Annotated in this window: 19 protein-coding genes and 1 rRNA gene; 9 read left to right on the top strand and 11 right to left on the bottom strand. The window is 59.2% G+C overall.

Translation table 11 applies throughout. The annotated features are described in order from the left end of the window. Positions 1 to 25: 25 nt before the first annotated feature. The 4 genes from BMZ46_RS22040 to BMZ46_RS22055 all read right to left on the bottom strand — a co-directional run bounded on the left by BMZ46_RS22040 (position 26) and on the right by BMZ46_RS22055 (position 3492). On the bottom strand, positions 26 to 406 hold the full coding sequence (locus BMZ46_RS22040; RefSeq protein WP_039771019.1) for a nuclear transport factor 2 family protein: 381 nt from the start codon (positions 404 to 406) through the stop codon (positions 26 to 28). Between the two features lie 73 nt (positions 407 to 479). Continuing rightward, complete coding sequence (locus BMZ46_RS22045; protein WP_074690711.1) at positions 480 to 1583, bottom strand: alkene reductase; 1104 nt, start codon at positions 1581 to 1583, stop codon at positions 480 to 482. A gap of 109 nt (positions 1584 to 1692) precedes the next feature. Beyond that, on the bottom strand, positions 1693 to 2952 hold the full coding sequence (locus tag BMZ46_RS22050) for a cation:dicarboxylate symporter family transporter (protein WP_074690710.1): 1260 nt from the start codon (positions 2950 to 2952) through the stop codon (positions 1693 to 1695). Positions 2953 to 3066: 114 nt separating this feature from the next. Next, complete coding sequence (locus tag BMZ46_RS22055; RefSeq protein ID WP_011333668.1) at positions 3067 to 3492, bottom strand: VOC family protein; 426 nt, start codon at positions 3490 to 3492, stop codon at positions 3067 to 3069. A 104-nt stretch (positions 3493 to 3596) separates the two neighbouring features. Between BMZ46_RS22055 and BMZ46_RS22060 the strand changes: the two genes are divergently transcribed. Next, on the top strand, positions 3597 to 4475 hold the full coding sequence (locus BMZ46_RS22060) for a LysR family transcriptional regulator (protein ID WP_074690709.1): 879 nt from the start codon (positions 3597 to 3599) through the stop codon (positions 4473 to 4475). Positions 4476 to 4486: 11 nt separating this feature from the next. Here BMZ46_RS22060 and BMZ46_RS22065 read toward each other — a convergent pair whose 3' ends face one another. After that, on the bottom strand, positions 4487 to 5455 hold the full coding sequence (locus BMZ46_RS22065; RefSeq protein WP_074690957.1) for an alpha/beta hydrolase: 969 nt from the start codon (positions 5453 to 5455) through the stop codon (positions 4487 to 4489). 212 nt (positions 5456 to 5667) lie between these two features. On the opposite strand from BMZ46_RS22065, the gene BMZ46_RS22070 reads away from it, so the two are divergent. Both BMZ46_RS22070 and BMZ46_RS22075 read left to right on the top strand, forming a co-directional pair. Beyond that, the gene (locus tag BMZ46_RS22070) at positions 5668 to 6501 is read left to right on the top strand and encodes an oxidoreductase (protein ID WP_074690708.1); all 834 of its coding nucleotides are present in this window, start codon (positions 5668 to 5670) and stop codon (positions 6499 to 6501) included. 21 nt (positions 6502 to 6522) lie between these two features. After that, positions 6523 to 7461: an AraC family transcriptional regulator gene (locus tag BMZ46_RS22075; protein ID WP_074690707.1), complete on the top strand. Its 939-nt coding sequence runs from the start codon at positions 6523 to 6525 to the stop codon at positions 7459 to 7461. Between the two features lie 4 nt (positions 7462 to 7465). On the opposite strand, the gene BMZ46_RS22080 is transcribed toward BMZ46_RS22075, so the two are convergent. Then, the gene (locus BMZ46_RS22080; RefSeq protein WP_074690706.1) at positions 7466 to 8398 is read right to left on the bottom strand and encodes a helix-turn-helix transcriptional regulator; all 933 of its coding nucleotides are present in this window, start codon (positions 8396 to 8398) and stop codon (positions 7466 to 7468) included. A gap of 585 nt (positions 8399 to 8983) precedes the next feature. Between BMZ46_RS22080 and BMZ46_RS22085 the strand changes: the two genes are divergently transcribed. The 4 genes from BMZ46_RS22085 (at position 8984) to BMZ46_RS22100 (ending at position 12918) form a co-directional block, all read left to right on the top strand. Further along, positions 8984 to 10333, top strand: a complete 1350-nt coding sequence (locus BMZ46_RS22085; protein ID WP_074690705.1) for an MFS transporter — start codon at positions 8984 to 8986, stop codon at positions 10331 to 10333. Between the two features lie 99 nt (positions 10334 to 10432). Then, the gene (locus BMZ46_RS22090) at positions 10433 to 11125 is read left to right on the top strand and encodes a fumarylacetoacetate hydrolase family protein (RefSeq protein ID WP_039771001.1); all 693 of its coding nucleotides are present in this window, start codon (positions 10433 to 10435) and stop codon (positions 11123 to 11125) included. A 39-nt stretch (positions 11126 to 11164) separates the two neighbouring features. Continuing rightward, on the top strand, positions 11165 to 11929 hold the full coding sequence (locus BMZ46_RS22095; RefSeq protein WP_039771000.1) for an SDR family oxidoreductase: 765 nt from the start codon (positions 11165 to 11167) through the stop codon (positions 11927 to 11929). 32 nt (positions 11930 to 11961) lie between these two features. Continuing rightward, positions 11962 to 12918 (top strand): 2-hydroxyacid dehydrogenase, encoded by a 957-nt coding sequence (locus tag BMZ46_RS22100; RefSeq protein ID WP_039770998.1) that lies wholly within the window; start codon positions 11962 to 11964, stop codon positions 12916 to 12918. Between the two features lie 52 nt (positions 12919 to 12970). Here the strand turns inward: BMZ46_RS22100 and BMZ46_RS22105 are convergent, their stop codons facing one another. Both BMZ46_RS22105 and BMZ46_RS22110 read right to left on the bottom strand, forming a co-directional pair. Then, positions 12971 to 15097 (bottom strand): TonB-dependent siderophore receptor, encoded by a 2127-nt coding sequence (locus BMZ46_RS22105; RefSeq protein ID WP_074690704.1) that lies wholly within the window; start codon positions 15095 to 15097, stop codon positions 12971 to 12973. 145 nt (positions 15098 to 15242) lie between these two features. Next, positions 15243 to 15827 (bottom strand): TetR/AcrR family transcriptional regulator, encoded by a 585-nt coding sequence (locus BMZ46_RS22110; RefSeq protein WP_074690703.1) that lies wholly within the window; start codon positions 15825 to 15827, stop codon positions 15243 to 15245. A 210-nt stretch (positions 15828 to 16037) separates the two neighbouring features. Between BMZ46_RS22110 and BMZ46_RS22115 the strand changes: the two genes are divergently transcribed. Both BMZ46_RS22115 and BMZ46_RS22120 read left to right on the top strand, forming a co-directional pair. Then, a complete protein-coding gene (locus tag BMZ46_RS22115) occupies positions 16038 to 16715 on the top strand; it encodes a type 1 glutamine amidotransferase domain-containing protein (RefSeq protein WP_039770993.1) in 678 nt (225 codons plus the stop codon). A gap of 118 nt (positions 16716 to 16833) precedes the next feature. After that, a complete protein-coding gene (locus BMZ46_RS22120) occupies positions 16834 to 17958 on the top strand; it encodes an alkene reductase (RefSeq protein ID WP_074690702.1) in 1125 nt (374 codons plus the stop codon). On the opposite strand, the gene BMZ46_RS22125 is transcribed toward BMZ46_RS22120, so the two are convergent. The 3 genes from BMZ46_RS22125 to rrf form a co-directional block, all read right to left on the bottom strand. Next, on the bottom strand, positions 17937 to 19469 hold the full coding sequence (locus BMZ46_RS22125) for a sensor domain-containing diguanylate cyclase (protein ID WP_074690701.1): 1533 nt from the start codon (positions 19467 to 19469) through the stop codon (positions 17937 to 17939). The genes BMZ46_RS22120 and BMZ46_RS22125 overlap by 22 nt on opposite strands. A gap of 162 nt (positions 19470 to 19631) precedes the next feature. Continuing rightward, on the bottom strand, positions 19632 to 21176 hold the full coding sequence (locus BMZ46_RS22130; protein ID WP_074690700.1) for a methyltransferase regulatory domain-containing protein: 1545 nt from the start codon (positions 21174 to 21176) through the stop codon (positions 19632 to 19634). 214 nt (positions 21177 to 21390) lie between these two features. Continuing rightward, a 5S ribosomal RNA gene (rrf, locus tag BMZ46_RS22135) occupies positions 21391 to 21506 on the bottom strand. Positions 21507 to 21705 lie beyond the last annotated feature (199 nt).

Consider the following 21705-nt stretch of genomic DNA (forward strand, 5'->3'; position numbering starts at 1 on the left):
TACTGCCGGGGCAGAAGACGAAGGCTCAGGCGCTCGGGTGGGTGTGGTAGATCTTGCTGACGATCGTCCACTTGCCGTCTACCTTCAGCAGGTTGAAGAAGTCGGTGAAACGGAACCCCGACACGTTGTCGGTATCGACCCGGGCACTCGCGGCCGTGCCGACGATGTCGATGCGAACGATGGCGGCTTCGGCTTCGGGGGATGGACGAAACGCGCTGTCGATGACGTCATACAGATTCTGGATCGCGCCGCCGACGAGCTTGCCGTCGTCAACCCCGAACATGGTCGCCTGCGCATTGAACGCGGGCTTCATCAAGGCGCTGTCAGCCTTTGCTCCACCTTCGTTGTACTGGCTGAGCACTTCGACGATTGCGTTGTATTCCTGCACGTAAGTTGGATGACTCATGATGAACTCCTGTTCGCTGTGAATGTTTTTTCAATCAATCCGCCCTGCGCCGATCCGGTTCAGGGCGCACAAATCAATGGTCAGCCGTTGGCCAGTCGGTGTAGCCCTTGGCGCCGCCGCCGTAGTAGCTCTCGCGTGGCGCGATGGTCAGTTCGGTGCCCCGACGCAGGCGCTCCACGAGGTCGGGGTTGGAAATGAACAGGCGCCCGAACGCCACCGCGTCAATCCGGCCCTGCGCCCGGCGCTTCAGTGCCATCTCGAGGTCGTAGTTGTTATTGCCTATGAAGGGGCCTTCGAACTGCGCGCTCAATGCATCCAGATCAACGCCATCAGGAACCGTACGCGAGGTCGCGGTGGCGCCTTCGACGAAATGCAGATAGGCCAGATTGAGTCGGTTGAGCTGCTGAATCAGATATCCGTAAGTCGCCATGACATTGCTGTCGGGAGGCGTGTTTCCGGCATCGGGCGTTACCGGCGAAAGACGAATGCCGACGCGGTCGCTGCCCCAGATCGAAATCACCGCTTCAGTGACTTCCAGGGTCAGTCGGGCGCGGTTCTCAATGGTGCCGCCGTACCGGTCAGTGCGCTGATTGGTCGAGTCACGCAGAAACTGGTCGAGCAGATAGCTGTTCGCCGAATGAACCTCCACGCCATCAAAACCGGCACGCCTGGCATTTTCAGCGGCGCGCTTGTATTGCTCAATGATGCCGGGAATCTCCGAAGTCTCCAGCGCCCGGGGCGTCGACACTTCGACAAAGCCGTTCTCGGTGTAGGTGCTGCCTTCTGCCTTGATCGCCGAGGGGGCAACGGGAGCAGCACCGTCGGGCTGTAACTCGACGCTGGAAAAACGCCCCACGTGCCACAACTGGCTGACAATCCTGCCACCTGCGGCATGGACGGCGTCCGTGACTTTTCTCCAGCCCGCCACCTGCGCGTCCGACCAGATCCCCGGCGTCATGGCGTAGCCGCGCCCCTGCGCCGAAATGTTTGTAGCTTCGGCAATGATCAAGCCGGCAGTCGCGCGCTGTGCGTAGTAAGTAGCGTGCAGTTCGTTCGGAACACCGTCTTCAGCCATCCGGCTGCGAGTCACGGGCGCCATGACAATCCGGTTGGCCAATTGCAGGGCGCCCATTTGCATGGGAGAAAAAAGATCCGTGTTGCGACTGTTATCAATCATGTTGCATACCTTCAATATCAGACCGGTCGTCTAGTAACTTGATGAAAAAAATCGCCTGTACATCAGCAGGCGTTTACTCGTGCAGCGCCGCCAGCGCTCCTTATGATCGTCAGGCCTTTTGTACGTCCGGGCGGGTACGCGAAGACTCAAGAGTCACCCTCTCCCATTTGGCGATCACCAGGGGCGCGATCGCATTGCCCAACACATTCAGGGTGGTGGTGCCGCTGTCGATAATCCTGAAGATGCCGGCGATCAGTGCCACGCCCTCCAGCGGGAGACCGGCAGACGCCAACGTGGCCGACAGGATGACGATGGCGAATCCAGGCACCCCGGCAGCACCTTTGGAGGTCAGCACCATGGTCACCACCAGCAGGATTTCCTGAGAAAGCGACAGATCGATTCCATAAAGCTGGGCGATGAAAATTGTCGCCACGCCGAGGAAGATCGACGCTCCATCGAGGTTGAACGCGTACCCCACTGGCACCACAAAACTGACAATGCGCCGTGGTACGCCGTAGTTCTCCAGCTTGCTCATCAACTGCGGCATGACCGCTGCAGAGGCAGCACTGGAGAACGCAAGAATCAACTCGTCGCGGAAATACCTGATCAACTTGAAGATGTTCTCGCCGATCAGGTAACTGATTCCTCCGAGCACTACCAATGCGAAGACGATCAGCGCCAGATAAACCACACCAATCAACTTGAGCAGGGGCAACAACGAGGCAAAACCGAAGGTAGCGACGGTCGCACCGATCATGCCGAACACCCCTATCGGGGCATAGGCCATGACGATCGAGACGATCCTGAACATCGCATCCGAAATGCCTTGGACCAGCGCAACCACAGGTGCACTTTTCTCCCTGGGCAATGCGTTGAGCGCGACACCGAACAACACCGCGAAGAACAGCACAGAAAGCAACTTCGCCTCGGACATCGCCACCAGAACGTTATCCGGAACGATGTTTTGCACAATCACGAGCGCGCCCTTCGAAGGCTCCATCGTGATGGCGGCAGCACCGTGTGCGATGCCCGAAATATCGGTGCCCGTACCGGGTTCGAAGAGGTTCGCGAAACACAGGCCGATCACGATGGCCAGGCCGGTGATCGCAAAGAAATAGCCCAGCGACTTGATGCCCATCCGGCCGAACGACTTGTTATCCCCGCCACCGGCGATACCCAGGATCATGCAACAGAACACGATGGGCACGACCACCATCTTCATCATCTTGATGAAGATATCGCCAAGTGGTTTCAGGATCTCCGCACTGACCCACGACTGATACTGCGGATGGGTGTTGAAGTACCAACCAACGAGCACGCCAAGCAACAGCCCGGCAACGATTTGCCACACCAGGGGAATACGTTTCATGTCTAGCCTTCTTGTTGGAATGAAAGGACTGCATCAATTCGGCAGTTGCTAGAGTCATGAGCTTCCAGCTCATTTGAGATCAAATGGCACAACGCCGTTGTGCCATTGCGTTTCTTACTTGGCGAAGAGCTGGCTCATATCCTTGAAGGCCTTGAATTCGAGGGCATTGCCGCAAGGGTCGAACAGGAACATCGTGGCTTGCTCGCCAACCTGTCCTTTGAATCGAATGTAAGGTTCGATCACAAATTCGGTACCGAAAGACTTGAGGCGCTCTGCGAGCGCTTCCCACTCTTCCCATCCCAGGATGATGCCGAAGTGAGGAACAGGAACGTCGTGCCCGTCGACCGGGTTGCTGTGAACGCTTTCCTGAGACGCGGTTTTCGGGTGTTCGTGAATCACCAGTTGATGCCCGTAAAAGTTGAAATCGACCCATTGGTTACTGGAACGCCCCTCTTCCAGGCCAAAGACCTCACCGTAAAAAGTGCGGGCTGCAGCCAGGTTGTAAACGGGGATGGCGAGGTGGAATGGCGAAAGGCTCATCAGGACTCCAATACGGTTTTTGTGGTTGGTGAGCACATCGTAGGGCGACACTGACAGCAAAAAAATCAATATATATTTCTCAGAAACACAACTAATATTTGTGAATGATCAAAGAACTCAAGACCCTCATTGCCGTCGCCCGGGAAGGCACTTTCGCGGCTGCCGGCAACCGGATAGGCCTCACCCAGGCGGCGGTGAGCGCCCAGATTCAACGTCTGGAAGCCGAGCTCGGCATTGAAATATTCGACAGAAAAGGACGCACGGCCCACCTCAACAGGATGGGCCAGCAAGTCCTGCTTCAGGCGCAGGAGCTGCTTCGTCTTTACGACAACCTGGGATCGACCACCGTCGGTCTTTCCACCCGCATTCTGGTCAACGTCGGCGCAATCGCCTCAGTCCAGCGATCGTTTCTCCCGGACGCACTCGCCAGGTTTCACCAGCAGTGCCCGGAATGCCGAACGCGTGTCGTGCCCGGTCTTTCCATGGAGCTGGTGAACCTGGTGGACACCGGCGAAATCGACATGGCAGCGATCATTCGGCCACCCTTCTCGCTTCAAAGCGATCTGCGCTGGACCACGCTGGCGCTTGAACCCTACCGTCTGATCGTGCCCAAGGACGTACCGGGAGAAGACTGGATCGAACTGCTCTCAAGCCTGCCGTTCATTCGCTATGACCGCTCCTCCTTCGGCGGCAGGCAGGTCGATCGTTTCCTGCGACAGATGCATTTCACTTTGCGTGAAGTCTCTGAGCTGGATGAGCTGGAGGCCATCATCAGGCTGGTGGAAAATGGCGTAGGGGGCGCGCTCGTGCCGCAGACGGCCACCCATCAGCAATGGCCGTCAGGTGTGCGGGCGCTTGATCTCGGCCAACACACGTTCCATCGTGATATCGGACTGGTGCACAGGCCTCGGCGAAGTTTCACCGAGCCTGTCAGGACGTTGGCTGAACTTATTCTCGAGCAATTCAAGGTGGCGGCTTGTTGAGGGTCGATGGCTCACCCCTCAACAAGCCGCCCCGCAACCCACGCACGACTATACCCAAGCACTTTCCCCGCCAACCCCAGCGGAAAATGAATCACCCCATGTGCGGTTTCCGGCAAGAGGTGCACCTCCACTTCCGCCGCCCTGCCCCAACGTTCAGCCAACTCAAGCGTGTCATCCCTGAGCGGATCCAGTTGCGCAGCGAACATCAATGCTGGCGGAAAACCGGTGAAGTCACCGTACAGCGGTGACAACGGCGCCTGCCGGCGTTCTTCATCGTTCAATCCCGGAGTGAGCATTTGCAGCGCTTCAACCATCCCCGGCCCGTCCAGCAGCAAGGTATCGGGCCCGGCGCTGCGTACGCTGGGGGTTCCGGTCAGGTCGTAGACGCCGTAATACAGCAGCGCCCCGCTCACCCGTTCGAGCAGGTCCGGCCACTGTTTGAGTTGCAACAGGGTCGCGACGGCGAGATGGCCGCCTGCCGACTCGCCCACGACGATGACGGGCAGGTTCGCAAACTCGCGGCAGTCATCGCTCAGCATCCAGCGGGCCGCCGTGAGGCAGTCCTGCATGGCGCCCTCGATCGGAGTCGAGACCACAAGCCGATAGTCGACCGAAACCACTGCCACGTCGCAGGCTTTCACCATGGCGACGTTGAGGGGGTCGTTCATCTGCGCGTTGCCGATGACCCAGCCTCCACCATGAATATCCAGCACCACACCTTTGGCCTTTGTCTTTGGCCGAATAATCCGCACCGGCACTGATGCGCCGTCGACACCCACCACTTTTCGTTCAGCCTCGAGCCCGTGCTTGAGCAACTTTCTTGCGCCGCCCAATTGGCTTAGCCGCAACAGCAACTGAATCGCCCGTGGGGTGATGCGATTGCGGATGCGAAAGCGCGGCAGCCGGGCAAGCTTGCGGTTGAACGCGCGCAATTGCTCCAACTCGTTAGCGTCTGCGGGCCAGTCCATTGATTTCTTCATTTCGTCCTCTTTATTCGCGAGCGTTGCGCAGAATGGAAAAATATCAGCACATTGGATCTGTTGCTGCCTGAATGCCCGGAGCAACGCAAAAAGCTCTTTGGCCGTTTGTCGCCCCGTTGATAGGAATAGGCAATGATCAAAGACAAACCGACATAGGTGAGTGTTTCTTCGATGGATACCATGAGCTGAAACAGCATTAACGGGAGCCCGTCATGACCACCACCAGAACCCTCTTCATCACCGGCGTCAGCAGCGGCTTCGGCCACGCGCTGGCCAAGGAAGCGCTGGGCGCCGGCCACCGCGTCATCGGCACCGTTCGCAACGAAGCCGATCTGCAAGCCTTTCAGGCGCTGTCCAGCGGCAACGCGTACGGCGTGCTGCTGGACGTCACGGACTTCGACCGGATTGAGGGTGTCGTGGCAACTGTGGAAGCGACCCACGGTCCGGTCGATGTGCTGGTCAACAACGCCGGCTACGGCCACGAAGGCATTTTCGAAGAGTCGCCGCTGGAGGACATCCGCCGCCAGTTCGACGTGAATGTGTTCGGCGCGGTCGCGGTGACCAAGGCGTTTGTGCCGTTCTTTCGCCAGCGGCGGGCGGGTCATATTCTCAATATCACGTCGATGGGCGGCACAATCACCATGCCGGGTATCGCGTACTACTGCGGCAGCAAGTTTGCGCTCGAAGGCATCTCCGATACCCTGAGCAAGGAGCTGGCGCCATTCAATATCTTCGTGACCGCCGTCGCACCAGGTTCATTTCGGACCGACTGGGCCGGTCGCTCGATGCAGCGCACACCGCGCAGCATCGCCGACTATGACGCCAGCTTCGATCCGGTGCGCAAGGCCCGCGAAGACAAGAGCGGCAAGCAGCTCGGCGATCCGCGCAAAGCGGCACAGGCGATGTTGCAGATCATCGCCAGCCCTGCTCCGCCAGCGCATCTGTTGCTGGGCAGCGATGCATTGAACCTGGTGCGCGACAAGCTGAAACGCGCCGCCAGCGAGATCGATCAATGGGAAGCGCTGAGCCGTTCCACCGACCATTGAACGGCCCACAGAGAGAACCCGATGAAACAGGCCGACCCAAGCACTTCGCGCATGGTGCAGCTCATGGAGACGCTGGCTCCGGTCGAGGGCTATAACCTCAGTGCGTTGGAGGGCGTGCGCTTCCTGCGCTCGAACCGACCACTGACCCGCACGCCGGTGCTGTACGACCCCGGCATCGTGATTCTCTGTCAGGGCCGCAAACGCGGGTATCTGGGCGATGACGTCTACGTCTATGACGCCCAGCATTACCTGGTGGTATCGGTTCCGATCCCCTTCACCATGGAGACCGATGCCTCTGAAGACGAGCCAATGCTCGCGATCTACATGCAGCTCGATTTCCAGGTGGCCAGCGAGTTGATGCAGCAGGTGGATGAGGTTCACGGCCCGAGTGATGCGCGACCCAAGGGCATGTTCGCCTCGCCGATGGACGACCGCCTACGCGCATCGACACTGCGCTTTCTCGAAGCCATGAGCGTTCCGTGTGAGGCGCAGATATTGGGGCCGTCGCTGTTGCGGGAAATCTACTACCGCATCCTGACCGGCGAACAAGGCGGCTCGATGCGCGCCGCACTCAATCGACAGGGCCACTTCGGCAAGGTGACGCGGGCGATCCGCAAGATCCACAGCAGCTATCAGGAGCGTCTGGACGTCGAGCAACTGGCGCGCGAGGCGAGCATGAGCGTGCCCAGTTTTCACCTGCATTTTCGCAGCGTGACGGACGCCTCGCCCATGCAATACCTGAAATCGACGCGCCTGCATCAGGCGCGACTTTTGATGTTGCGCCATGCCATGACTGCCTCAGCGGCGGCGTTCAGTGTCGGCTATGAAAGCGCTTCGCAGTTCAGCCGCGAGTTCAAACGTTTTTTCGGCCGAACGCCGCAAGCGGAGATCGAGTGGATGAAGGCAACGTATGCGTTGCCTGCGCCGACGTCGGCCTCTGATTATGTTTCGTCGCATTAGCCGATCAGGCCTCTACAGGTGACTGCGGGCTGTCGGGGTCCAGTTGCCGACGGCGGAACTGTCCAGGTGGCTGGCCGTGGATCTGGCGAAAACGTCGGGAGAAATAAGCTTCATCCGCAAAACCACACAGCCTCGCCACCTCGCCCACTGGCCGGGTTCCATTGAGCAGGTAATTGCGTGCCGCGTGCATTCTGCGCTCCAGTACCAGCTCGGTGAAGGTCTTGCCGATTTCCTTGCGCAGCCAGTGCGTGAGATAGGTCGGTGACAGATAGGTCGCCGCCGCGACCTTGATCAGATTGAGATCGGGGTCGGCAATGTTCTTGCGCAGATACTCGAACATCCGGCTCAGTGCATCCCGTCGACTGGCCTGTGCTGCGTTTTCTTCCGCCAGGCGCTTGAGCGGTTCGGCATACAGGACGCACACCTTGCCCACCAGTTGCAGCAGCAATCCCTTGAGCACTTCGCGTGTACCGAACTGACGATTCTCGTCCAGGCTGCGCATCTGTTCGATCAGGCCACAGACCTCGTTGAAATCCTCATTCCCCAGAATGAAATCCAGATGTTCCTGAAAGCGGAAAGGCGACAGTTCGGGCGCCAGGAGAATCGATACCTCCTCCAGATCCATCGGGTCACACTGCAAATGCGGCAACAGAAAGGTCTGGGAAAAGTTGATCACCATGAAATTGCTGTCCGCCGGATGCGGGATCACGTGCACGCGGTGCGGCAGGATGAATGCCAGTGCGTTACGCGGAAACGGACGAACCGCGTTGCCAATGTGCTGCACCGTGTCGCCGCCGAGGTTGATCTGGATCTGGAAGTATTCGTGTCGATGCGGGCCGGTTTCGGCGCGGCGACCTTTTTTGTCACGAATATAGAAGTCCATCATCTCGCTGCGTTGCTGCATGACGTAGGTGGGCACACGGCATTGTGACGTCATTTCTTGAAAATCCTCGACAGGTACTCGGGCAGGTTTTCCTGGCGTTGCCGAGTAATCGGCGTGGTTCATCTTGAAGGTTCGTCGCCGACCCTTCAAGCGGTCATACGATGACAACCAGGTCAGTTTTTTTCTACACCGCCGCCGCTAATGATCACTGTCCAAAAATAGCGACTGCAATGTCATTAATTTTTACGTTTAAAAACAATCAGATAGAAAGTAAACCAGCGAGCATCTGGAAAATTCACGGTGTGGATTTTTTTGGACAGGTTTATCCGACGCGCCCTTCTCCGGAAAAAATGATCTAACACCCTGATTGATTTCAAGAGGTTGTACGACCACTGTATTTCCCACGCCCAACCTCTTTCAAAAACAACAGAAGGTGCGCACGTCATGAATCCGCTATTGCTCCCCGCCGCCCCTCCCCACCCTTTACCGACGATGCCAGCCGGAAGACGTCCCTGAACGTCTGACCCTGGCCGTTTGTGCCATTCGTTTCAACTGCGATTGCCTTGCCCCCGGACTGCGGGCAACGGCGTCGGCTGTCCGCAAACAACTCGACACTTCTAACAATAACGAGGTCCACTCATGTCGAATTCACACACCTCCCCCACCACCGCCCCGCCGTTGATTGCCGGCGACAGGGACGCCATCTCTTCCCGGCGGCTGCCGACACGACGGCGCTGGTTCATGCTCTCGCTGCTGCTGATTGCGACGATCATCAATTACATCGACCGGGTGAACATCTCGATCGCCGCCCCGTTCATGGCCAAGGACCTGGGCCTGGACAAGATTGAAATGGGGCTGATCTTCTCTGCCTTTGCCTGGACCTACGCACTCGCTCTGGTGCCGGCCGGATTTATCGCCGACCGCTTCGGCTCACGCTTCACCTACGGGGTTTCCCTGATCAGTTGGTCGACCGTCACGGTGTTTCAAGGCTTCGCCACGGGATTCGCTTCGCTGTTCGGCTTGCGTCTGGCCGTCGGGGCGATGGAAGCGCCGGCATTTCCGGCCAACAGCCGTGCGGTGACCGTATGGTTTCCGGCGCGGGAACGGGGACTGGCCAGCAGCATTTACGTCTGCGGGCAGTACTTGGGCACGGCACTGTTTACCGGCGCCCTGCTGTGGCTGGCCACAACCTTTGACTGGCGCCATGTCTTCTACAGCACCGGCGCGCTCGGCATCGTCTTCGGTGTGCTGTGGCTGTATCTGTATCGCGATCCGCTGAACTGCAAGAAAGTCAGCAAGGAAGAGTTGAAATACATCGAGGCCGGTGGCGGACTGGTCAAGAGCAGCCAGGAACGCACTCGTTTCAACTGGCGGCAGATCGCCGAGCTGTTCAGCTATCGCCAGGTCTGGGCCATTTGTATCGGCAAGTTCGCCAGTACATCGGCGCTGTACTTCTTCCTCACCTGGTTCCCGACCTATCTGATTGAAGAACGCCATCTGACCACAATCAAGGCCGGGATCTTTGCCGTGATGCCCTTCGTGGGCGCAACGGTCGGCATCCTGCTCGCCGGCATCGTCTCCGACCTGCTGATCCGTCGTGGCTACTCAATGTCCTTCGCTCGGAAACTGCCGCTGGTGGTCGGATCGATGCTGGGCATGTCGATCGTGCTGGTGAATTTCACCGACTCGAACGTCATCTGCATCGCCGTGTTGACCATTGCCTTTTTCGCTCAGGGCATCGCGTCGTCCTCGTGGGCGGCGGTGTCGGAGGTGGCGCCCAAGGAACTGATCGGGCTGACCGGCGGGATCACCAGCCTGGCCGCCAACATTGGCGGGATCGTCACCCCGATCGTGATTGGCACCATCGTCCACGCCACCGGCTCGTTCGCCTGGGCGTTCTGGTTCATCGGCGCCGTGGCGCTGATCGGCACTCTCTCCTACTCATTGCTGCTCGGTCGCCTGTACCGCATCGAGTTGAAAACGCGCTGAAGCCAGAACAACTGTTTTCTCCAATTGGAGGCGGCTTTCGTCCAACTTCGCCAGCGATTGCCGCCGTACGCTGCACTCTCACACAGGACTTCCAGCAGGATGAACATGACCGAATACGTCTTTACCCCGGATCTGCCAGTGACCTTGCCAATTGTCGGCAGCGAGCAACGCTTTCCCGTCGGACGCGTCTTTTGCGTCGGCCGCAACTACCCGTGGCCGGACACCCTGGGCCAGCCGCGCCAGCCACCGGTGTTCTTCATGAAACCGGCCAGCAGTGTCGTCGACGCTGCCGGCGAAGTGATCTTCCCGTCGCTGACCGAAGAGTTCGCCCATGAAATCGAGCTGGTCGTGGCCATCGGCGAAGGCGGCGCGCAGATCCCCGAGAGCCAGGCGCTGGCCTATGTCTGGGGCTACGCCGCCGGCCTGGATCTGACCCGTCGTGACGTACAGCGCCTGGCCAAGCGCGACGGTTTGCCATGGGAAGGTGCCAAGGTGTTTGACGGCGCCGCACCGATGACCGCCATTGTGCCGGTCACTCGGACCGGTCGGCTCGAAGGGGAATTATGGTTGAGCGTGAACGGTGAAGAACGCCAGCGCGATCGTCTCGACAGCCAGATCTGGTCGGTGAGTGAAGTCATCAGCCGTATCTCGCAATCCGTAACACTCAAGGCCGGCGACCTGATCATGACCGGCAGCCCCGCCGGCGTCGATGTCTTGCAACCCGGCGACGTCATCAGCGCCGGGATCGACGGCATTGGCCAACTCGAAATGCGCGTCGGCCCACGGCCTTGAGTCTGTCCTTAAGTGATTGGAAAAAAGGAGAACAACAAGATGTCTGACACTCAATCCTTGAAAGTGGCCCTGGTGACCGGCGCCGGCAGCGGGATCGGCCGTTCGGTGGCACTGGGCCTGCTGGCCGACGGATACACCCTGGTGCTGGCCGGACGCCGGCCCGAACCCTTGCAGGCGTTGGTCGATCTGGCGGCCGGCGAAGGCCGCGAAGCGATGGCGGTGCCTACCGATGTACGCGACCCCGCCAGTGTCGATCAGCTGTTTGCAACCATTGCCGAAGTCTACGGACGCCTGGACGTGGTCTTCAACAACGCCGGGGTCAACGCCCCCGCCGTGCCGCTGGATGAGCTGACGTTCGAGCAGTGGCGAAACGTGATCGACACCAACCTCAACGGGGTTTTTCTCTGCGCCCGTGGCGCGTTCGGGCTCATGCGCCGGCAACAGCCCCAAGGCGGACGCATCATCAACAACGGTTCGATTTCGGCACACACCCCGCGTCCTTTCAGCAGCGCGTACACCGCAAGCAAACACGCGGTGCTGGGGCTGACCAAGTCACTGGCGCTGGATGGTCGGGAATTCAATATCGCCTGCAGCCAGATCGACATCGGCAATGCCTTGACCGAAATGTCGGTGCGCATGACCAAAGGCGTGCGCCAGGCCAACGGCAGCATCGCCGTGGAGCCGATGGTCGACGTCAAGCATGTCGCCGACGCCGTGCGCTACATCGCCGGTCTGCCCCTGTCGGCCAACGTCCTGAACATGACCGTCATGGCCACTGCCATGCCGTTTGCCGGCCGTGGTTGAGCCGGCTTTTTTATTGCGTAAGTGAGGTTTACATGAAGCCAGAAGTCTTGCAGCTCAGCCCGATCCTGATTCCGCAAATCAATGCCCGTCTCGGCGAACTGTTCACGATCAGGCGTTATTTCGAGCAGGCCGACAAAGCGGCGTATTTGCAGGAACACGGCGCCAACATTCGCGGCGTGATCACCGGTGGCCACACGGGCATCAGCCAGGCGCTGATGGCGCAACTGCCCAAACTGGAAGTGGTGGCGGTCAACGGTGTCGGCACCGATGCGGTTGATCTGGCCTACGCCCGGGATCGCGGAATTCGCGTGACGGCGACCATCGGCGCACTGACCGAAGACGTGGCCGACCTGGCCATCGGTTTGCTGATCGCCGTGTGTCGCGGGCTGTGTACCAGTGACCGTTACGTTCGTTCGGGCCAGTGGCCGCAAAGCCTGACCCCATTGGCACCGCTGCCTTTGGCGCGGCAAGTGTCCGGCATGCGGATCGGCATCGTGGGCATGGGCCGGGTCGGCCGAGCGGTCGCCACCCGGGCAGCCGCGTTTGGCTGTCCGATCAGTTACACCGACCTGCAACCGATGAGCGATGTCAGCCACACCTTCATCGCCGACCTCAAGCAACTGGCCCGCGACAGTGATGCGCTGATTCTCGCGGCGGCCGCCGACAAGGCCGAGGCCATCATCGATGCCTCGGTGCTGCAGGCCCTGGGCAAGGGCGGCTACCTGATCAACGTGGCGCGCGGCAAACTGGTCAATGAAACCGATCTGGTGGCGGCCCTGACGGCCGGTGAGATCGCGGGTGCGGCGCTGGATGTTTTCGTCGATGAGCCCAATGTACCTGAAGCCTTGTTTGCCCAGGAACAGGTGGTGCTGCAACCACACCGCGCCAGCGCGACCCTGCAGACCCGCACCCGCATGGGCGAGATGGTTGTGGCGAGCCTGGTGGACAGTTTTGCCGGAAAGACTCCGCAAGGGTGCGTGACCGGCTGAGCCTTACAGTCATCGGGGGCCGCAGCCCCCGATGACAGATTCCAGACCCCGACTACAACGTGTAAGAAATGCCGACCTGCACCGTTCTCGGTGCCCCCGGATAGGCGTAGACGTTACCGAATGCACCCTCGTCATAGTCACGGTCAAACAGGTTCTTCAGGTCGAGGTTGAGGCGTACCTTGTCATTGACCTTGTAGTAGCTGAGCAGGTCGACAACGGTATAGCTGCCCATCGAGAACGCGGTGTTCGCCGTTTGACCGGCGCGCTCATCGACATATTTGAGGCCTGTTCCCAGACCCAGACCACTGAGGGCACCGTCCTGGAACTCATAGACATTGAGCAGGCTGAAGCTGTTTTTCGGGATGTTCATCAGTCGCGTGCCGGAGCGGATCACGTTGTCCTTGGTCACCTCGGCATCGACGTAGGCGTACCCCCCGATGACACGCCACTCGGGGGTCAGGTTGCCGGCGACATTGAGGTCAAACCCCCGGCTGCGCACTTCCCCGGCAGCCACGCTGAAAGTCGAATCCACCGGGTCAGTGGTCAGGACATTGCGCTTTTCAATCTGATAGATCGCCGCGTCAACGCTCAACTGATGATCCAGCGCTTCCCATTTGACGCCCATCTCCCAGGACTTGCCTTTCTCCGGTTCAAAGCCCCCGCCCTGTCGGCTCGCGCCGGTATTGGGCTTGAATGAACGCGCGGTGTCCGCGTAGACCGCGAGGGTGTCGGTCAGGTCGTAGGTCACACCGACGCGGGGCGTGACGGCATTGTCGCTGGCCTGCCAGTTTTTGCCGCCGGGCACGTAGGTTTCATAGTCGTGCTCAAAGCGCTCGAAACGTGCGCCGGCCAGGACTTTCAGCCGATCGGTCAGGGCCACCTGATCCTGTACGAACGCGGCGTAGGTCTTGAGATTTTCCTTGTCGTGGGTCGGGGTGCGCGTCAGTGCCGGACGGGGCTGCCCATACACCGGATTGAAGATATCGATCGGATAGGCACTCACCGCGCCGCTGGAGCGCTGGATGATCGACTGGTAGTCGTAATCTTCGTATTCGATACCGGTCAGCAATGTGTGCTGCAGGCCGCCGGTGGAGAAGTGACCGGTCAGGTTGAGTTGGGTGTCCTTGTCCGTCCACTCCAGCTTGCGGTAGTTGAAATTTCGTCCCAGGGTCCGGCCGTCGGCGGCAATGCCGTTGGCTTCAATGGCATTGCCCTGCAAGGTTCCGTCGAGCCACTGGAAGCCACCGCCAAGCGTCCAGTCTTCATTGAGCACATGCTCGAAGCGCAATTGCGCCATGTTGTTGTCGTTGTGCAACTTGCCGGCGTCCGGTTCACCGAAGAAGGTGTCGCGGGAGGCGGTGCCGATCTGCCGGGGATAACGCGTCGCACCCCGGTCCAGCGGATGGTTGTTGCGCATGAAGTCGCCCTCGAAGATCACTCGGGTGTCATCGCTGGCTTGCCAGGTCAGTACCGGGGTCACGCCGTAGCGTTCGGTTTCGACGTGATCGCGGAAGGTATCGCCGCCCTCGCCCACCACGTTCAGGCGATAGGCCAGACGCCCCTCTTCATCAAGCGGGCCGGAAGCATCCAGCGTACCCCGCCGCATGCCTTGGTCATTCAACTGGCTGCCGAGTGTGATCGTGCGCTCGGGCAACGGTTGTTTGGATACGACATTGAAAGTACCGCCCGGATCACCACGGCCGTAGAGCATGGTCGCCGGCCCGCGCAGGACTTCCAGACGCTCGATGGTGTTGGCATCCGGCATGTTCGGATAGCCGCGGTTGATCGGGAAACCATTACGGTAGAACTCGCCGGTGGTAAATCCGCGCACGGTGAACGTGGTCAGTCCCTGGCCGCCGAAATTGTTGGCTCGCCCTACTCCGCCCGCATAATCCAGTGCATCCTGCAGCCGAGTGGCGCCGATGTCTTCGACCGCATCTTTGGTGACGACGCTGATCGACTGCGGGGTTTCATGGATCGAGGTATCGGTTCGGGTGGCGCTGGCCGAACGGGTCGCGCGATATCCGTGTACCGGGCTGTCTGCCCTTTCGTAATCCGCGGTACCGACCACATCGGTTGCCTCCAGCTCCAGCACTGACGCCGTTGAATCGGATGGCTCGGCCCACGCAAAGGGAGACAACGTTTGCAACACACAGATGGACAGCAGAGTTCGACGCATGGGGGGAGAACCTCACAGATAGGCCAGAACGAAGGGGATAACTGCCAGCAAAACGCGGCGGATGGTATACCACCCGCCGCGCAATTGATAGGCATTCCCATTCGTTTGTGCGGCTGACTCTCGACCGCTTGCGTCTACTGCTTTCTCACACGCTCAGAAGGCGCTTCGTGGTCGCCATCGACGTACCCAACGATTGCCCCGTGCGTTGCAGTTTGTTCAGCAGACTGGCCCCCAGCCAAAGCTGATACAGGGTTTCAGCCAGTTGCCGAGCATCGCCCTCAGGCAAGCTTTTTTCGACCTGGCCCTGTTCGATGCACTCGGTGATGCGCGCCACCACTCGCTCTGCACCATCACGCAAGGTCAGGCGCATGGTTTCGGAAAGGTCAGCCACCTCGGCACTGAGTTTCACCACCAAGCATTCGTCGCCATGGCCTTCCAGAGTGCAGCGATCCTGCCAGCCCTGCCAGTAATCCATCAGCCGCTCATGGGCGCTCAGGCCGGGCAGCGTCAAGCGTCGCTCCATGTCCGCCAGATAGTCGACGAAGTAATCCTCGAGCAAGGCCTGGCCGTACAGTTCCTTGGATTTGAAGTAGTGATAGAACGAACCCTTGGGCACGCCGGCGGTCTGCAGGATCTCGTTCAGGCCGACACTGGTGAAGCCTTTCTCGGCCATCATCCGGTGGCCGGTGTCGAGCAAATGTTGGCGGGTGTCGTCGTAGGTCGGTTTCATGGGGCACGAATTACCAGGCAATAGACCAGTCGTTTATCTCAAAGGAACGCGAGTTTGCCACACCTGCCCATGAAAAAGCTTCAGAGAAAAAAATTACTAGACGACTGGTCTAATTGGAAACTATGCTGCGCCCCGACAAACTTTTTCCCGGTGCCGATCCTGTGCGAATCCCTTGCTCATGAACGCTGCCAGACCAACCCAGGGTGCTCTATGAAAATCTTGATGGTTTTGACTTCCCACGATCAACTCGGCAACACCGGCAAGAAAACCGGCTTCTGGCTCGAAGAGTTCGCCGCCCCCTACTACGCCTTCAAGGACGCCGGCGCCGACGTCACCCTGGTTTCGCCCGCCGGCGGTCAGCCACCGCTGGATCCGAAGAGCGACGAGCCCGATGCTCAGACGGCTGAAACCGACCGTTTCCGCCAGGACCCCACCGCGCAGCAGGCACTGGCGAACACCGGTCGCCTGGCCGACGTCCGCGCCGAAGATTTCGATGCGGTGTTTTATCCAGGTGGCCATGGCCCGCTCTGGGACTTGGCCGAAGACAAGCATTCGATTGCCCTGATCGAAGCCTTCGCGCGCAGCAACAAGCCCCATGGCTTCGTCTGCCATGCGCCGGGGGTACTGCGTCATGTGGTCGATACGGACGGTAAACCGCTGATCCAGCATCGCGAAGTGACCGGTTTCACCAATTCCGAAGAAGCAGCCGTCGGTTTGACGGACGTAGTGCCGTTCCTGATCGAAGACGAGTTCCAGCGTCTTGGCGGTCGCTATTCCAAAGTTGCCGACTGGCAGGTTCATGTAGTGACTGATGGAAAACTGGTGACCGGCCAGAATCCTGCCAGCTCGGCAGCTGTCGCCGAAAAACTGCTGAAGCTGCTGGGCTGAAGCTTTCCGCTACATCCTCGAACAACTGATCCGGACACCGTGTGTGCGTTGCACGGTGTTCTTTTTTCGTCACTAGAATAGTCGACTGGTCTAATTAGGCCATGAACAAGGTATTTCCATGAACCACAGCAGTTTCTTTACACCCGTCACCTTGGGCCGCCACACCCTGAAAAACCGCATCGTCCTGCCACCCCTGACTCGTCAGCGCAGCACTCAACCGGACAATGTCGCCAATGAATTGATGGCCGAGTATTACCAGCAACGTGCCGGTGCCGGTTTGCTGGTGACTGAAGGCACCCAGATCGAACCTCGTGGCCAGGGATACGCCTGGACCCCGGGCATTCATACACCTGAGCAAATTGCCGGTTGGCGCAAGGTCACCGAGGCCGTTCACGCCAAAGAGGGGGTGATCTTCGCCCAGCTCTGGCACGTGGGACGCGTATCGCACAGCGCTTTGCAACCCGATGGTGCCGCGCCAGTAGCGCCCTCCGCCGTCGCCACCGATCGGGTCAGCGTTTTCATCGAGACCGGGCCGGGCATGGGGGCTCTGGTGCCGCCATCCACACCGCGCGCACTGACCACCGATGAAGTCCAGGAACTGGTTCAGCTCTACATCCAGGCGGCGCGCAATGCCATGGACGCCGGTTTCGACGGTATCGAACTGCATTGTGCCAATGGTTATCTGGTGAACCAGTTCATCTCAGCCCACAGCAATCTGCGCACCGATCAATACGGCGGTTCGCTGCATAACCGTCTGCGCTTTCTGCGCGAAGTGGTGGGCGGCGTCGCCGAATGCATCGGCAAGGAAAAGGTCGGCGTGCGCTTCGCGCCGCTGTTCTCCACCACCGATGAAGCGCGGACTTATCTGGGCATGGTCGAGGATGACCCGCACACCACCTACATCGAAGCGATCAAGGTGCTGCAGGACGTGGGCATTGCCTACCTGTCCATCGCCGAAGCGGACTGGGACAACGCGCCAGTGATGCCGGAAACCTTCCGTCGAGCGGTACGCGACACCTTCAGCGGCGCGATCATCTACGCGGGCCGCTACAACGCCGAAAGCGGTGCGCGGTTGCTTGAATCCGGACTGGCGGACCTCGTGGCTTTCGGTCGCCCGTTCATGGCCAACCCGGATCTGCCCGCGCGGATCGCCAATGGCTGGCCGCTGAACTCGCTGAACCCGGCCACGGTGTATGGCGGCCATGCCGAAGGCTATGTGGATTACCCGGTGTACGGAGAGTAGCTTTCGCTGGCGACACTGTTGGCGAGCTGATTGCGGCCCGCCCCTTTGGCTTGATACAGCGCCTGATCTGCCGCAGCGATCAGGCCTTGTACCGTGTCCAGTTGCGACCCGGTGGCGGCCGCGATGCCGATACTCACACTCACTCGGCCGAATGGACTGGTCCGGTGAGCGATAGGCTCTTGCGCCAATCGTTTCAGAATCATTTGCGCCACGACCGCTGCGCCGTCACTGTCGGTATCGGGCATGATCACCGCCATTTCTTCCCCTCCGTAACGCGCCACCAGGTCCGATGGCCTGCGCACGCAGGTCTCAAGCACCTTGGCCACCTGCTGCAGACAAGCGTCGCCGGCAATGTGCCCTTCGGCGTCGTTGAACAGTTTGAAATAGTCGAGATCAATCATCAGCAACGCCAACGAAGTTGCGTCACGCTTCGCCCGGCGCGCTTCCATCGCCAGGGTCTGATCGAAACATCGCCGATTGGCCAGGCCTGTCAGCGCATCCTTCATTGCCAACAGCTCAAGTTGCCGGTTCGTGCCGAGCAACTGTTGTTGGGTATCGCGCAACTCTCCTTCTACCTGCGTCCGGCGACGAATATCCAGGATCAGGAACCAGCCAATGACGCCGGTGAGCCCCAGCAATGTGGTAACCACACCGATCGACAGCAGCGCTTCAAATCGCCACGCCGCCAGGGCTTCGCGCTTACCGAGCGCAACCGTAGTGATCAGTGGCAACGTTTCACTCTTGCGAAAGGCATAGAGCCGTTCCACGCCGTCCAGACTGGACGTGAAGGATGCAGTGCCAACCGATTTGTCCACCAGGTACTTCGCATAGATCGGCGAATTGGAGAAGTTGCGCCCCATGTCCTGTTCACGGAAAGGGTAACGGACCAGCAGCGTGCCATCGGTGTAGGACAAGCCAATGGCGCCCTCCTGCCCAATATCGAGCTGGCCGAACAGACGCAGAAAGTTTTCCACCCCCAGGGTGACCGACACCACACCGGCAAACTCTCCGCGATCGTCATTGAAACGCCGGCTTATGGTAATCACCCACTCCTGATTCGAACGACTGCGGATGGGCGGGCCGATGAAGGGCTCGCGAGATGGATCGTCACGGTGATGAATGAAATAGGCACGGTCACTGCTGTTGGCACCGACAGGAATCGGCCGGTTGGATGACATCAACCAGTGACCTTTGTTGTCGTAAATAGTGATGCCACTGAGCTGCGGCATCAGCGGTCGCTGCCGGTTGATCAAAGTCTTGAGCCGTTCGATTTGCGCTGGGCCACTGCCTTCGGTTTCCAGACGTTCGACGAGTCCGAGCAGAAGCAGCGAGCTCTGCCGGACAATGCCTTCGGAATACGTCGCAAGTGCCTGCGTCAGGTTCAACCCGTGGACATTGACTTCATCCAGTGCTCGATCCCGAGAGCCCATTATCTTCCAGATGGTCAGCGATGCCAGGGAACAGCCGATTACCAACAGCAAGAGCATTACAAGGTGAGTATCACGCTTCACTTCAGTACCTATGGAAAGTCCGGTTTCCGTCACCGCTATTATTTGATCGGGGCATTACATCGACCGCGCGTCCGCCGCGGTGCTGTTCTGGTTTTGCGCAAGAATCCGAAGTGTCTGGTCGACGGCAGGCGACGCGAGGGCATCCTGCCGTCCCTCTCTCGACTAGACGATTTTCAAAGCCTTGAGAATCACCAGCGTACTCTCGGCAAACGCTTGAGCCTGCGCGGTCAATTCGGCAAGGTTTTCTTCCGCGGTGGTCAGGGCCTTGCCGTCCTTGAGGAGACCTTCGCCCTGGCCGCCGATGATGCCCCATGCCAGTTGTGCCCATTCAGCCGGGTGTTTTTTGCCTTGTTTGATCGATATCAGGAACAACTGCTGGAAGCGACTGACCGTCACCCCACCTCCGGTCACCGGACTCGCCAGGGTCTGTATCTTGTGGCCATACAACGAACGCTTGCAAAGCTGCAGGTTGAGGGTATTGCAGCGGGCCTGCACCAGTTTTTCGGCTGCTTCGCTCTGACAGGGCGCCACGGCCCCCATGCCGATCAACACGTTGAGGGCCTGTTCCACATCGCCATAGGCCAGCGAGGGCAAAAGATCCAGCAAATGCCGCAAGGTCTTCGGCACATAGGCGTCATCCGCCAGTGCTGCGAGTACCGGGCCGTAAATCTCTGCCTGCAGCGTAGCTGCGCCTGCCGGACCGGTGACGTTGGCCGGCACGCTGTCGGCTGCCTGCAACAGGACGAAGCGCGTGCTGAGCATACGCTCGCGGTGCTCGGTAGCAGATAGTCTGTTGGCGCCGCGCACATAAAGATCCCGGCGGAAACTCTGGTTCACAAAATAGTCGCGCGCCTGCTCACGCATGACCGGGTGCTCAATGCCTTCCAGAAAGTCCATGCCTTCGGCGGTCAGGTTGAGCGGATCGACGGAGTCCAGCGGCACGGCTGTCGTGGCGTAATCGAGTTTGGCGGGCGCCAGGGCATCAACCACGTCGGTGAAATACATGCAGTTCCAATCGCGGTTGAAATACTCATGGGCGACGTACTGGCGATCCTGGCCCTTGATGCTCTGCAGCTTGGCGTCCAACCCTGGCGCCGAGTTGGCATATTTGGGATTTGCAGCCAGCAGCGCTTCTGAAAACTGCAGCGCAGCGTCGATACGTTGATCAGGACGTGCAGAGGCCTGACTGGCGAAGCGGTCGTGCAGGCTGAACAGTTGGCGCAAGGGTGCCTGGGGCGACCAGCCCGGGAAGCAGTTGTAGCTGACGTACAGCAGACCACCAGGATTGAGATGACGACGGGCGAATTCAACGATCAACTTGTGGTTATCGCGGCTGACCCAGGTCCAGATGCCATGCAGGCTGATACTGTCGAACTGAGGCAAATCATGACGGGCCAGCAACTGCTCGAAGCTGTCGTCATACAGTCGCGCATCGCTGCCCCAGTCGCTGGCCAGAGCAATGGCATGGGACGCCTGACCTGGGTGAAAGTCGGTGCCGACATAAGAGCCCGGATTACCCGCCGCATGGATGTTGATCGAAACACCCTGACCAAAACCAAGCTCACAGTGGTAGCCGTCGCTACTCTCCAGCGTGGCGAATCCGCGCAACAGCAGACAATAACGCTGGAAAACCGGATTGATTTCCCGGCTATAACTGTAGGTGTAGCCTTCGTCCGTGAAATATCCCTCGTTCCAGGCATTGCTCATGCGTGCACCCTTTTTCTTATATCGGAAGTGAAAGTCGCTCTTATACGGGGTAGCCATGGCGTATCACAAGAGGAAAGTGATCAGGCAAACGCCCTACTGGATAAACACCTACAGCGTCGCTTCCTCAAGAATCTAAATCGAGAATTGGCCGAGCCTTTTCCTGCAGGCAAAACAAAACCCCAACTGCTTTCGCAATTGGGGTTTCGGAATTTAATCTTGACGATGACCTACTCTCACATGGGGAAACCCCACACTACCATCGGCGATGCATCGTTTCACTTCTGAGTTCGGGATGGGATCAGGTGGTTCCAACGCTCTATGGTCGTCAAGAAATTCAGGTACTGACTCGTGACCAGATGGCCTCGCTTCAGCAAATTGGGTATGTGACAGCTGTCGGTGTTTTGTGAGCGTCGAACTTTCGGTTCATTGCGTCTTCACACACCGCAATCTGATGCTCTTTCGAGTCTACAGATTGCTTGGGTGTTATATGGTCAAGCCTCACGGGCAATTAGTATTGGTTAGCTCAACG

Origin of the sequence: Pseudomonas sp. NFIX49 (assembly GCF_900115915.1) — a bacterium.
Lineage (GTDB): Bacteria > Pseudomonadota > Gammaproteobacteria > Pseudomonadales > Pseudomonadaceae > Aquipseudomonas > Aquipseudomonas pharyngis.